Origin of the sequence: Yoonia sp. SDW83-1, from assembly GCF_046762885.1 — a bacterium.
Lineage (GTDB): Bacteria > Pseudomonadota > Alphaproteobacteria > Rhodobacterales > Rhodobacteraceae > Yoonia.
The window spans coordinates 25,647-39,454 of sequence record NZ_JBKQXO010000027.1 but is presented as its reverse complement, the minus strand read 5'-3'; the positions used below and the strand labels follow the sequence as shown (position 1 = coordinate 39,454).

Annotated in this window: 11 protein-coding genes; 5 read left to right on the top strand and 6 right to left on the bottom strand. The window is 58.2% G+C overall.

Annotated elements, in window-relative coordinates:
* Together ACFWW4_RS21260 and ACFWW4_RS21255 are read right to left on the bottom strand one after the other, a co-directional pair.
* Positions 1–794 (bottom strand): DUF2235 domain-containing protein (locus tag ACFWW4_RS21260; protein WP_411892674.1); only part of this gene is annotated, 794 nt, incomplete at its 3' end.
* Positions 781–3,081, bottom strand: a complete 2,301-nt coding sequence (locus tag ACFWW4_RS21255; protein WP_411892673.1) for a xanthine dehydrogenase family protein molybdopterin-binding subunit — start codon at positions 3,079–3,081, stop codon at positions 781–783. The genes ACFWW4_RS21255 and ACFWW4_RS21260, both read right to left, overlap by 14 nt.
* Positions 3,082–3,260: 179 nt before the next feature.
* On the opposite strand from ACFWW4_RS21255, the gene ACFWW4_RS21250 reads away from it, so the two are divergent.
* A complete protein-coding gene (locus tag ACFWW4_RS21250) occupies positions 3,261–3,638 on the top strand; it encodes a hypothetical protein (protein ID WP_411892672.1) in 378 nt (125 codons plus the stop codon).
* A gap of 90 nt (positions 3,639–3,728) precedes the next feature.
* Here ACFWW4_RS21250 and ACFWW4_RS21245 read toward each other — a convergent pair whose 3' ends face one another.
* A complete protein-coding gene (locus ACFWW4_RS21245) occupies positions 3,729–4,502 on the bottom strand; it encodes a DUF3592 domain-containing protein (RefSeq protein WP_411892671.1) in 774 nt (257 codons plus the stop codon).
* Positions 4,503–4,620: 118 nt separating this feature from the next.
* On the opposite strand from ACFWW4_RS21245, the gene ACFWW4_RS21240 reads away from it, so the two are divergent.
* Positions 4,621–7,785, top strand: a complete 3,165-nt coding sequence (locus ACFWW4_RS21240) for a valine--tRNA ligase (protein WP_411892670.1) — start codon at positions 4,621–4,623, stop codon at positions 7,783–7,785.
* 35 nt (positions 7,786–7,820) lie between these two features.
* Here ACFWW4_RS21240 and ACFWW4_RS21235 read toward each other — a convergent pair whose 3' ends face one another.
* Positions 7,821–7,982, bottom strand: a complete 162-nt coding sequence (locus tag ACFWW4_RS21235; protein ID WP_393932581.1) for a Tat pathway signal protein — start codon at positions 7,980–7,982, stop codon at positions 7,821–7,823.
* Positions 7,983–8,085: 103 nt separating this feature from the next.
* On the opposite strand from ACFWW4_RS21235, the gene ACFWW4_RS21230 reads away from it, so the two are divergent.
* On the top strand, positions 8,086–9,201 hold the full coding sequence (locus tag ACFWW4_RS21230; protein WP_411892669.1) for a pyridoxal phosphate-dependent aminotransferase: 1,116 nt from the start codon (positions 8,086–8,088) through the stop codon (positions 9,199–9,201).
* 92 nt (positions 9,202–9,293) lie between these two features.
* On the opposite strand, the gene ACFWW4_RS21225 is transcribed toward ACFWW4_RS21230, so the two are convergent.
* A complete protein-coding gene (locus ACFWW4_RS21225) occupies positions 9,294–10,469 on the bottom strand; it encodes a pyridoxal-phosphate-dependent aminotransferase family protein (protein ID WP_411892668.1) in 1,176 nt (391 codons plus the stop codon).
* 127 nt (positions 10,470–10,596) lie between these two features.
* On the opposite strand from ACFWW4_RS21225, the gene ACFWW4_RS21220 reads away from it, so the two are divergent.
* Positions 10,597–12,387, top strand: coding sequence for an ABC transporter ATP-binding protein (locus ACFWW4_RS21220; RefSeq protein ID WP_411892667.1), 1,791 nt, complete (start codon positions 10,597–10,599; stop codon positions 12,385–12,387).
* Entirely contained in the window at positions 12,380–13,114 is a 735-nt protein-coding gene (locus ACFWW4_RS21215) for a YgfZ/GcvT domain-containing protein (RefSeq protein WP_411892666.1), read from the top strand. Before ACFWW4_RS21220 ends, ACFWW4_RS21215 begins: the two co-directional genes overlap by 8 nt.
* Here ACFWW4_RS21215 and efp read toward each other — a convergent pair.
* Positions 13,111–13,674, bottom strand: coding sequence for an elongation factor P (gene efp, locus ACFWW4_RS21210; protein ID WP_393932572.1), 564 nt, complete (start codon positions 13,672–13,674; stop codon positions 13,111–13,113). The two genes, ACFWW4_RS21215 and efp, sit on opposite strands and share 4 nt — an antisense overlap.
* Positions 13,675–13,808: the final 134 nt, after the last annotated feature.

The following is a 13,808-nucleotide window of genomic DNA, read 5'->3' as shown; positions in this document are numbered from 1 at the left end:
GGGTAATCCCCCACCTGTCCACCCACATCACCATGGTTTCCCTTGAACCAAACCTGCTCCATATGGCCTTTCCAACCCGGTGGGCAGGCCCACATCACAGGCGCATACGCCTCGCGGCGTTCATCCATGCCAAGTGCGTGAAAGCCGTGACGGACGTGACCGCCGAGAGAATGATTGTGAAAATCATGCTGCGCCTGCGCCCAGCGCCAGACAATCGGCAAACGCAGCCCCAGGGCCTTGACCGTGTCCCAAACCGCCACAGCCTCGATCTGCACATCATCGTGGCAATAAAGTTCACGGAACTTCTGGGCAACTGGCCCGCGCGCACCCGTCCGATAATGGCGATAGGCCTGCCTGACTGCACGGACAGTGGCGCAGTCCGCCTTGACCAACCCAACCAGGTCAATGACACCCGCCAGCGACCGCACCGCATAGGCACCACGGGAATAGCCGATCAGGATAATCTCATCGCCCAGGCGATAGCGCGACGCGACAACGCCGTAGGCGCGTTCGATCTGGCGGTTGATGCCTTTCCCGGTCATCACACCCCATGTGCCCGACCAGTCACGCCACTGAATCCCTGCTTCGTAATGAACCGTCAGGTTCGCTCTTTGGCTGACTTCACGCAGCAATTTGAAGGTGATGCCGGCATTGGTCTCGCGCCCTGGTGCCAGCGATGACATGGTTCCATCCAGAATAACCACATGGGTCGCTTTGCCCCGGTGGCGTAATCCGCCTTCTTCGGTACGCGCCCGGCGCCCGAAAAGACCAAAGAACCAGTCACGCAGCTGCACTGTCACCCTTCGCTGTTACGATCGCCTGCCAGACCCTGTGCGGGGTGAACGGCATATCCATATGGCGCACGCCGACATCCCACAGGGCATCGATCACCGCATTGCTGACGGCAGCCAGCGCACCCACGGTGCCCGCCTCTCCGCAGCCTTTCATCCCCATCGGATTATACAGCGATGGGGTGCATTCTGTCGTAAATCCGATCATGGGAATATCATCGGCGCGAGGCATGCTATAGTCCATAAAACTCGCCGTGAGCAGCTGACCATCCTCGTCAAACACCACCCGTTCGGTCAGGGCCTGCCCGATCCCTTGCGCCACACCACCATGTACCTGACCCTCTGCCAGCATCGGGTTGATCAGATTGCCGAAATCATCAACGACGGTATAGCGGTCGACCGTGACAACGCCGGTATCGGGGTCAATTTCGACCTCGGCCACATGGGCACCGTTCGGAAAGCTGCGATTGTCTAGCCGGATACTGGCAGACTGGCTTAGCAAATCATCGCGACCAGCCTCACGTGCCATATCGGCAACCTCCAGCATGGTGGGCGTCAGGTTCGATCCGGCAATCCGGAAACGTTCATCATCAAAACTGACGGCTGAGGCATCAACCCCCTCACGCTCCGCCAGAAACGCAGCAAAGCTTTCCAGAATGACATCGACCGTGGCCAGCGTGGCCGTGTTCTGCACCGTGACAGACCGGGATCCGCCGGTGCCACCACCGGTCGCAATCTGGTCGCTGTCGCCCTGAATCACCTCGATCTGATCTGCGGGGATACCCGTCTGATCCGCCAGAAACTGGGCATAAACCGTTTCATGCCCCTGTCCGTTCGACTGGGTGCCGACATAAATTTTCGCACCACCCTCTACAAAATCGACTTTCGTCGTTTCCGCCGGATCGCCCAGAATACTCTCGATATAATAGCACAGACCTTGGCCGCGCAGCTTACCCGCCGCAACCGAGGCCGCCTTGCGCGCCGCAAAACCATCGCGATCCGCCTCGCGAGCCACGCTGTTTAACACCTGCATGAAATCGCCCACGTCGTAGGTGACACCCGACACGGTTGTGTATGGAAACTTGGCGGGCGCGATAAAATTCTTTTCGCGCAGCGTCCAGGCATCGACATCCAACTGCCGCGCCGCCTCATCCATCACACGTTCCAGCACAAAAATCGCCTCCGGCCGCCCGGCCCCACGATAGGCATCAACAGGTGTGGTATTGGTAAAGATGCCGCGCGTGCGCATATAGGCGGTCTGCACATCATAGGTCCCCATCAGCACCTTCGAAAACAGATCGGTCTGGATGGCCTGGGCAAACTGCGAATTGTAGGCACCCATATTTGCAATCGTATCAAGGTGATATGCCACGATGCGATAGTTCGCATCAAAGGCAAGTGTCGCGGTTGTGGTCAGATCACGGCCCGCATTATCCGTCAGCATCGCCTCGGTCCGTTCAGACATCCAGCGGACCGGGCGACCCAGCACACGGGCCGCATGGGCAACGCAGAAATACTCGGGATAGCGCATGGCCTTCATGCCGAAACCACCACCCACATCGGGGTTGGTCACACGCACATCGTCGGGGTCAATCTGAAATTGCCGGGCCAGATCGGCCTTCATACCCCACACACCCTGCCCACCAAAGGACACATGCAGACGGCCATCAACCACCTCTGCAAAACAACCCCGGGCCTCCATGGAGTTCACGATCACCCGGTTATCAAACACATCGACCTTGACCACATGGGCAGCGGCTGCAATCGCAGCCTCGGTTCCCGCTTCATCCCCCATGCCCCAGTCAAAGGCGAGGTTATCGGGCGCCTCGGCATGGATCGCATCACCGCCGACAGCAAGATCGACATGAACGGGCAGATCGTCGATCTCCAGCCCGATCACCTCAGCGGCATCCTTGGCTGCCAACACGCTGTCAGCCACGATCATGGCGACAGCCTCACCCACATGGCGAACCCGGTCCCTGGCCAGCATCGGACGCAAAGGGGCAGCACCGCGCGACCCGTCACGGTTCTTGACCGTGGATCCGGCCAGCGCAATATCAACGCCAGCGGCCTCAAGATCCGCGACCGTCACGATCAGATGCACACCCGGCATCTCGCGCGCATCCTCAAGATCAAGACCCGTGATCTCACCATGCGCAACGGATGCACGCAGGAAATAAGCATGCAACGCATCCGAAGGCGCAATGTCGTCCACATAGCGCCCATGCCCTGTCAAAAGCCGCACATCCTCAACCCGTTTGACGGACTGGCTTTTGCCGAATTTTTCCATGCGCTGGCTCCCTGATTTACTGCCAGACATCACCCTAGACCGACAGTCAGGTTTGTCCATATGCGACCCGACCCGAAAAAAATCAAAAAAGATGAGAATAAGATCTTGGGGCCAGCCGTAACCCTTATGACCGGCAAGCAAACCGGCAGCAAACCAAACAGAATGACGGAGCCACCATTATGAAACTCTCACTTATCGCCCTATCCCTCGTTGTCGGTCTGAGCGCCTGTGAAGCCTATGCCGGCGGCCATGCGACGGCCCCTGCAGCCGAAACTAACGGCATCCTGACCGATGCCAACGGGATGAGCCTTTATACCTTCGATCCTGACACCGCGACATCTTCGGCCTGCAACGGCGGCTGTGCGCAGAACTGGCCACCGCTCTACGCGGCTGCCGACGCCGACGAGGCGGGCAAATTCACCACGATCACCCGCGATGACGGCACAAAACAATGGGCCTATGACGGCCAGCCGCTCTACCTGTGGGTCAATGACCGCGCCCCCGGCGACACAACCGGTGACGGCGTCGGCGGCAACTGGCACCTCGCGCGGCCATAAAACGACGGCATATTTCAAAAAAGACGTTCGAAGCGAGACATCAATCGCTACAAGTACAAGCCTGCGTCAGCGATGACGCAGGCTTAGCGCTCAATTCGGGGCGCCCCGTCCCACCTTGGGAAGCTGACTGTCTGACAGCTTCTGCGGGCCAACATCCCCCTCCCATACGCTATGATCTTTGCGGATATAGACATTGATCCGGGTACCGATACCAATCGCCCGCAGCTTGCCAATTGGGTGCATCAGGCTCTCGCCGCGCATGCCGCCCTCCGTCCGCCATACCAGATAGCCCCGACCCGAGGGGCGACCGGAATTCTTGGTTTCGGTAATCGCTTCGATCGTTGCAACGCTCCGATATCCGTATTTTCGGGTCAGCACAGATCGATTGGTCCGATTGCCGTAAAACCACAGGCCGATCAAACCCCCAACGCCCGCAAAACCGGCAATCATCTGAAAGCCCTGCGCATCATCGCGGGCCTCACCGACATAGGTTTCGAATTTCTCGGGGCGATGCGGCAGATAGCGGATCGTGTGCGTGCTGCCGGGTCGGGCAAGACTGTACTGGCTGTGCGAAACCTTACGGTTCTTCTCGTAGGTGACGTCATCGACAATGTAGCGGTAGGTGACATAGTAGTCATCCGCCCCGTCGGAGTCGCTGCTGATCCGACGATCCACAGCCTCAGCCACGATCGTCACGCCCGTCCGTTCAAACTGGATCGCGTTGCGGTAGCCATTCACACTGATCAGGGTCATGAGAAGGCAAAACGCCCCCGCGATGATCACCAGCACCCCGCCCTTGGCACGAAACAGCGAAAACCAAGAACGCGGCTCGGTCAAATCATGCTCCGGTGGCACGCCCGCCATGTTTCAAATTCCTTTGCGCCCCTCTGAAACAAACTAGAACCCCCTTTGCCGTATCACAAACCCTTTTCCTTACCGCCCCCCTCGGCTATCTGACCCCAAACCGAACGGGAACGTGACCATGGCCATGGAAAAGACATTCAACGCAAGCGAAGCAGAAGCCCGCATCTACAAGATGTGGGAAGACGCCGGCGCTTTCAAAGCGGGCGCAAATGCGTCGCGCAATGAAACCTTCTGCATCCAGCTACCACCGCCCAATGTCACCGGTCATTTGCATGTCGGCCACGCCTTCAACCACACCCTGATGGATATGCTGATCCGCTGGAAGCGGATGCAGGGCTACGACACGCTCTGGCAGCCGGGGCTGGACCATGCGGGTATTGCTACCCAGCTGATGGTCGAAAAACAGATGGCCGAGGATGGAGAAAACCGCAAACGGTCCGAAATGCCCCGCGATGAATTCATCGCCAAGGTCTGGGCATGGAAAGCCGAAAAAGGCGGCGTGATCGAACAGCAGGCCCGGCGTCTGGGCGACAGCATGGATTGGGAACGTTCCGCCTTCACCATGTCCGGCGCCGAAAGCGCGCCCGCGTCTGAGAAGCCCGGCAACTTCCACGATGCCGTACTCAAGGTCTTTGTGCAGATGTATAATGACGGGCTGATCTATCGCGGCAAGCGTCTGGTCAACTGGGACCCGCATTTTGAAACCGCGATTTCCGATCTTGAAGTCGAGAATATCGAAGTCGACGGCCACATGTGGCACTTCAAATATCCGCTCGCCGGTGGCGAGACCTACGAATATATCGAGAAAGACGAAGACGGCAACGTCACCTTACGCGAAACGCGTGACTACATCTCCATCGCCACAACCCGGCCCGAGACCATGCTGGGCGATGGCGCCGTTGCCGTGAACCCCAAAGACGCGCGCTACGCCCCCATCGTTGGCAAGCTGTGCGAAATCCCGGTGGGGCCCAAGGAGCACCGCCGCCTGATCCCGATCATCACCGACCCCTACCCCGACCCCGATTTCGGGTCCGGTGCCGTTAAGATCACCGGCGCGCATGACTTCAATGACTACGAAGTCGCCAAGCGCGGCAACATCCCGATGTACAACCTGATGGACACCAAGGGGCATATGCGCGACGACGGTGAGCCTTATGCCGATGAAGCCATGACCGCACAGCGTATTGCGCGTGGTGAGGAAGGTTTTGACGAAGGCAAGATCGCCGCGATGAACCTCGTCCCCGACGCATATCGTGGACTGGATCGCTTCGAAGCACGCAAACAGGTCGTGGCGGACATTACGGCCGAGGGCAACGCTGTCATGATCCCCAACCCGGCCTTCGAAGCCGCCGAGGAGCGTGACGGCGACCAGACCGATGTGTCGGAAACCATCCCTTACGTCGAAGCCAAAAAGATCATGCAGCCCTTCGGCGACCGTTCAAAAGTCGTGATCGAGCCCATGCTGACCGATCAATGGTTCGTGGACAGCGCTAAAATCGTCGGCCCCGCGCTGGACTCCGTCCGCGAAGGCCGGGTCAAGATCATGCCCGAATCAGGCGAAAAGGTCTTTTACCACTGGCTGGAAAACATCGAACCCTGGTGCATCTCGCGCCAACTCTGGTGGGGACACCAGATCCCTGTTTGGTATGGCCTTGATCTTGGCGTCGAAGACGAACACAACCCATCAGGCGAGTTGGATGAGGTCCAAATTCTCGGGCTTTTGCTGGAAGGCTTGGTGCATCGCGGATTGATCATGCACAGCGCCCACGACTTCGATGCTGTGAAACCGCTGTTTGTACTGGACAATGCCGATGTGCCCAGCCCGATCAGTCACGCTAGCATCATCGAAGCCGCGGACAAGGCGGAAGCCATTGATCGTTTCTCGGCCAGCCTCGCCGAATACAACGTCACGCAGGACCCAACGGTGCTGGAGTTCCCAATTTGGCGCGACCCCGACGTCCTCGATACCTGGTTCTCCTCCGGCCTCTGGCCCTTCGGCACGCTTGGCTGGCCCGCTGACGATCCGGCGATGAAATACTTCCCCGGCGACGTGCTGATCACCGGGCAGGACATTCTGTTCTTCTGGGTCGCCCGTATGATGATGATGTCCGAGGCGATCCTCGACAAGGAGCCGTTCCACACCGTCTACCTCCACCAGCTTCTGCGCGACGAAAAAGGGCAGAAGATGTCCAAGACGCGCGGCAATGTCATCGACCCGCTCGACATGATCGATGAATACGGGGCCGACGCGCTGCGCATGTCCAACGCCGCCATGGCCGCCCTCGGGGGCGTGCTGAAAATCTCCGAAGACCGGATCAAAGGCTACCGCAATTTCGGCACGAAACTCTGGAACGCCTGCCGCTTTGCGGAAATGAACGAAGTCTTCGCAAACCGCGCGTTGGGGTCCGACGCTTTGCCGACGCAAGTCCGACGCAAATCCGACGCCCAATTTACGGTCAACAAATGGATTGTGGGCGAGACGGCCAAGACCCTCGAAACCGTCAACGCGGCCATGGAAACCTACCGTTTCAACGACGCCGCCAATGCGCTTTACGCCTTCGTCTGGGGTAAGGTCTGCGACTGGTATGTGGAACTGTCCAAACCGATGCTACTGGACGGAAATGAAACGGAAAAATCCGACACACGGGCGACCATGGCATGGGTTCTCGACCAATGCATGATCATGCTGCACCCCATCATGCCCTTCATCACCGAAGAGCTGTGGCAGACGCTGGGAAGCCGCGAAAAAATGCTGGTTCACACCGATTGGCCCACCTATCAAGCCGCTGATCTTGTTGACGAAAACGCCGATCACGAAATGAACTGGGTGATCGACCTGATCGACAATATCCGCTCTGCCCGCGCGCAGGTCCACGTCCCCGCCGGGGCCAAGGTCGCGTTGCTGGTCACGGCGCTGGATGCAAAGAGGCAAGCCGCCTGGGACAACAATCAGGCCATGATCCAGAAACTCGCCCGTGTAGAAAGCCTGAGCCATGTCGACAGCTTCCCCAAAGGCTGCGTCACCATCCCGATGGACGGCGGCACCTTTGGTATACCTTTGGCCGATCTTATTGATGTCAAAGAAGAAATCGCGCGTCTGGAAAAGACACTGCAGAAGCTGGGCAAGGAAATCGGCGGGTTGCGGGGACGTCTGAACAACCCGAAATTCGTGGAATCCGCGCCTGATGAGGTTGTGGCAGAAGCCCGCGAAAACCTGGCACTGCGTGAGAATGAAGAGGCTGAGTTGAAGGCCGCAATCACACGGTTGCAGGAAATCGGCTGATACCGGGGCGGCAGATTGAGCCGCCCTTTACCAATTTAGCGGACAACACGCTCAACCGCGCGCATCGCACCGGCTGCCTTGTCATAAACCAGTGTCAAAATGCGCCGACCACCGGTTTTTGCTGCGATCTGCGGCAGGCTGCGGGCCGTCAGGGCGGCCCCGGAACTGGCTAAAAATCCGCGTCGACTGATCTTCATCGGGGCCTCCATCCGCGTTTCGCCGTGCTCGAAACGCATAGTTGCGAACGATTCTCATATATGAACGGTTGCGCGCAATTCAACCCCGCGCTTATCTGCGCCCATGAAAACGCCGCAACTCACCCCGCTAGCCGCGACCCTGCCTGCATCAGTGCCATTTGTCGGGCCAGAGGCGCAGGAACGCGCCACCGGTCGCCCGTTCATCGCCCGGCTGGGCGCCAACGAATCCGCTTTTGGCCCATCACCCAAGGCGATCGCTGCCATGCAAAAAGCCGCTGGCGAGGTCTGGATGTATGCCGATCCGGAAAGCCATGATCTACGGCAAGCGCTGGCACAACATCATGATATTCCAGCAGAAAATATCCAGATAGGTGAAGGGATCGACACCCTGCTCGGCCTTGTTGTGCGCCTGTTCGTCACCTCCGGTGATGCGGTCGTCACCTCTGCCGGGGCGTACCCGACCTTTAACTATCACGTGGCTGGTTTCGGCGGCACGCTGCACACCCTTCCCTACAAGGATGACCATGAAGACCAGGACGCTCTGATCGCCAAGGCACAGGAAACAAACGCAAAACTGATCTACATCGCCAATCCCGACAACCCCATGGGCAGTTGGCATGACGCGCAAACGATCTCGCGCATGATCGACAACGTGCCTGATGGCTGCTTACTTATTCTGGACGAGGCCTATATCGACCTCGCCCCGCCGGGAACCGCGCCAGATATCGACATCAACGCACCACAGGTCATCCGGATGCGCACGTTTTCAAAGGCTCATGGCATGGCAGGCGCGCGGGTTGGCTATGCCATCGGACAGGCTGAAATCATCAGCGCTTTCAACAAGGTGCGCAATCATTTCGGGATGTCGCGGATCAGCCAGGCGGGTTCGCTCGCCGCCATTCAGGACAAAGGCTGGCTTGATACTGTGCGCATCAAGGTTGCTGACGCTCGCGAAAAGATCAACGATATCGCCCGTGCAAACGGCCTCTCTCCCCTGCCATCTGCCACGAATTTCGTTACCATCGACTGCGGCGCAGATGGCGCGTTTGCCCGCGCGGTTTTGGACGCCCTGATCACGCGCGGCATATTTGTGCGTATGCCTTTTGTCGCGCCGCAGGATCGCTGCATCCGCGTCAGTTGCGGCACCGACGCACAAATCGCCGCCTTCGCTGCAGCGCTGCCAGCAGCCCTCTCCGCCGCACGTGAGGGATCCGGCTAACTATTTGTCGATGCAGCGATAAGGCATTGCCCAGGAAAAGGTGGTGCTGGCGCCACACCGCCTCTGTGATCCACCACGACGCCAGGCTTGATCTAACCCTGCGCAATCACCGCCGCTGCGGCATCCAGCGCGCCGCCACCATGGGTAATGCCCAGCGCAATCAGCCCCGCCTGGATCGTACCCAGAGCCCCCATGATCATATGCGCATTGATGTGACCCATATGGCCAATGCGAAAATAGGCGTCGGCCGGATCACGGCCCAGACCAATTCCAAGCGTCAGCCCGCATTCCGTTTCGCACCATTTTTGCAGGCGGTCCGCATCGGGCGATGCCATCCCCACGGATGTCACAGCGAATGACCGCTCTGCTGCGTCTGCGATGTTAAGGAAGATATCACTGCCCTCGGACCAGCACTCAAAAGCGGCCCAGACGGCCCGGGCCAGTGTTTCGTGACGGGCAAAGACGTGATCCAACCCCTCATCCTTGATCATGTCCAGCGCCGCCCGCAGACCGTAGATATGATGTGTGGGCGCCGTGCCGTCGAAATACTGGTAGTACATGTCGGGGTTCGTGCGCGTGCGCCAATCCCAATAGCTGGTCACGGATTTGCCCCGCTGCGCATCCGCTTTATCATTATACCAGACAAAGCTGATCCCTGTCGGCGTCATCAGCCCTTTCTGACAGGCTGCAACGGTCACATCGACGCCCCAATTGTCCATCTCGTACCGGTCGCAACCCAATGATGCGATGCAATCCACCATCAAAAGCGCGCCATGACCCACCTGGTCCATCACGGCACGCAGACCGGCAATGTCATTCTTGACGCCGGTCGAGGTGTCCACATGGACAGCAAGGATCGCCTTGATATGGCCTGTTTTATCTGCAGCCAATGTCGCCTCAACCTGGGTCAGATAAATGGCGGCACGCGGACCGTAATCAATCGTCTGCACATCCGCACCAATGCCTTCGGCCATTTCGCCCCAGCCAATGCAGAAGCGCCCCGTGGCCAGCACCAGCACACCATCACCGGGCGACAGCACGTTGGACAACGCGGCCTCCCATGCGGCGTGCCCGTTGCCAACGTAGATCGCAACATTGTGCGCGGTCATGGCAATGGCCTTGAGATCGGGGATCAGGCTATGCGTCACATCGTGCAGCTCGCCCTCGTAAATATTGGGCGACGCGATATGCATGGCCCGCAAAACAGCATCTGGAATGACAGAGGGACCGGGAATGGCGAGGTAAGAACGACCTTGAGACAGAGACATAAAATGAGCTTTCGAGAGTGGTATTGGCGCAAGTTAACGCAGCGCTTTCTGGCGTCAAGCTTGCCTCACTTGCCCTGATGCCCCATTTGGGATTAGACCGTTCTGACCCCGCCCCAAAAGGTTGCTCATGCCACCACCAATACCCAAAGCCGGCAAAGAGACGTCGCAATCGGCATTCACCCTGTTTTGGTGGTTGTGGCAGGACTATCTGCGACAGCATAAGTGGTTGCTGGTCGTCGCTATCCTCCTGATGGCGATCGAGGGATCAATGCTTGCATTGCTCGCCCGGATGGTTGTGCCAATGTTCGAGGATGTTTTCGCGGCGCGCAATCAAAATGCGCTTTACTGGGTTGGCCTTGCGGTTCTGGGTATTTTTTTCGTCAGGGCCGTGACGTCGGCCGCACAGAAGATACTCATGACCTACATCCGCGAACTGGTCTCAGCGGCCATGCGCCGGCACCTTCTGCGGCATTTGATGTCGCTGGACAGTGCATTTTACCAGACCAACCCACCGGGGCAGCTTATTGAACGGGTCCAGGGCGATGTCGGCGCAATAAACTCTGTCTGGAGCAGGATCATAACAGCGCTTGGGCGGGATTTGATTTCGCTCATCGGTCTGATGGGCGTGGCATTATGGATCGACTGGCGCTGGACCCTGATGGCGATTGTGGGCATCCCATTGTTGGTTCTCCCATCACTGCTTGTTCAGTCTTACATTCGCCGGCGATCACGTAATGCGCGCGAAATTGCAGGCAGGATATCGACGCGACTGGACGAGGTGTTTCACGGCATTAACCCGATCAAGCTGAACTCTCTCGAAGAATATCAGGCCCATCGCTACGATGGATTGATCCGGCAGGGGATCGAGGCAAATGTCAAAACCGCCAGCGGTCAGGCCGCCGTTCCTTCCCTGATCGACATCATGTCGGGCATCGGTTTTTTTGGTGTGCTTCTTTACGGCGGCTCACAGATTGTCGATGGGCAAAAGGATGTTGCCGATTTCATGGGGTTCTTTACCGCAATGGGTCTGGCTTTCGATCCATTGCGGCGCCTTGGCGCGATGAGCGGCCAATGGCAGATGGCGGCGGCCAGCGTCGAAAGGCTGCAATACATTCTCAACCTCAAGCCAACGATCCTTTCACCTGCCCAGCCCAAGGGTGCGCCAAGCGGATCGCCGCAGATCACGCTGAACGACGTGCACATGAATTATGGTGAACTTCCAGTCTTGCGGGGCGCAAGCTTTGTCGCGGAGTCTGGTAAGACAACAGCACTCGTTGGCGCATCAGGTGCAGGCAAAAGCACGGTGTTCAACGTGCTGACCCGTTTGGTGGAACCCAGCAGTGGCAGCGTCACGATCAATGATCTGCCCATCAACGCCATGGATTTGCAGGATTTGCGCAGCCTCTTTTCCGTGGTGTCCCAAGACGCCGCGCTTTTCGATGAGACCTTGCGTGACAATATCCTGCTGGGGCGTGACGATGTGGACGACAGCAAACTTGATGAGGTGTTGAAGGCGGCCCATATCGCCGACTTTCTGCCCAACCTTGATCACGGGCTTGACGGACAGGCAGGGCCACGCGGATCGAACTTGTCTGGCGGTCAACGACAACGTGTCGCCATTGCCCGTGCCCTGCTAAGGGACACGCCCATATTGCTGCTGGACGAGGCAACAAGCGCACTTGATACCAAATCAGAGGCGATTGTGCAGAGTGCGCTGGAACAACTGTCGGTCGGGCGCACGACCCTTGTGATCGCCCACCGGCTTTCGACCGTCCGCAACGCGCATTCCATCGTCGTGATGGATCAGGGCCGCGTTGTCGATCAGGGCAACCATGATGAACTGCTTGAAAGGGGCGGCATCTATGCCGATCTCTACAACATGCAGTTCAAGAGCGACGAGGATGGCCAGAATGACTGATCGCACGGTGATCGCATTGACCGGCAATGATCGTGTCACCTTTCTGGATGGGTTGGTGACAAACAGCATCCTTCAGCCAGAGGGCAGCATCATCTACACGGCCTTGCTGACACCGCAGGGGAAATACATCGCCGACTTCTTTGTCATCGTGGAACCCGATCGGCTGCTGATCGACGTTGCCACATCGCTGGCACCCAGCCTTGCGCAGCGCCTGAGCATGTACCGGCTTCGGGCTGATGTCGGGATTGCCGAGACGGACCTGATCGTCTCACGCGGAACCAGCCCGGCACCGGAGGGTGCCTATGCCGATCCCCGTCACCCCGCCCTTGGCTGGCGTAGCTATGGCGACGCGCAGATCAGCGATGACACCGATTGGGACGCGATCCGTGTTGCGCATTTGATCCCTGAAACAGGCATCGAACTGACGCCCGACACCTACATCCTCGAAGCCGGGTTCGAGCAACTCAATGGCGTTGATTTTAAAAAGGGCTGTTTCGTCGGGCAGGAAATCGTCGCCCGCATGAAGCATAAAACCCAACTGAAAAAAGGGCTGGTCCGGGTCAGCGTCAACGGGTCAGCATCGCCCGGCGACGCAATCACAGCGGGTGAAAAGCCGGTCGGGACTTTGCACACGATTGCTGGCGATCAGGCGATTGCCTATCTGCGCTTTGATCGAGCGACGGGCGATATGCAGGCCGGTGATGCCACGCTTAAACGGGTCGATTAGGCGCGTTCGGCGTATTCAAATGTCTCGGTGTTGACGACAATGTCTTCGTCCTGCGCGACGAATGGCGGGATCATGACGCGCAGACCATTATCGAGGATTGCGGGCTTAAAGCTGTTGGCGGCTGTCTGGCCTTTGACAACAGGCTCGGTCTCCACCACCTTGCAGACCACCTTTTGCGGCAGGCTGACATTCAGCGCCTCTTCGCCGTAATACTCGATCTGCACCACCATGCCGTCCTGCAGGAATGGGCGGCGGTCGCCAAGGATATCCGCAGGCAGCGCAATCTGGTCATAGGTTTCGCTATCCATGAAGGTCAGCATGTCGTCAGCTTCAAACAGGAACTGCTGATCCTTTTGGTCCAGACGCACACGTTCGACCTTGTCCGCCGACCGGAACCGTTCGTTCAATTTGCGACCGTCGCGCAGGTTCTTCAGCTCGACTTGGGCAAATGCACCACCTTTTCCCGGCTTCACATGGTCCACTTTGACTGCGGCCCAAAGGCCACTATCGTGTTCGAGAACATTGCCGGGGCGAATTTCGTTACCATTGATTTTGGGCATGGGTCACTTCATGTCAGAATTGTGTCGGAAGGTTGAAAGTTCTTCGCCACACGCTATATCTGGGCGGTGGGTGCCTGACAAGATCACGAAATATGCTGTTTTGACTGGATGAGCTATGCATTTTTTGCATGGCT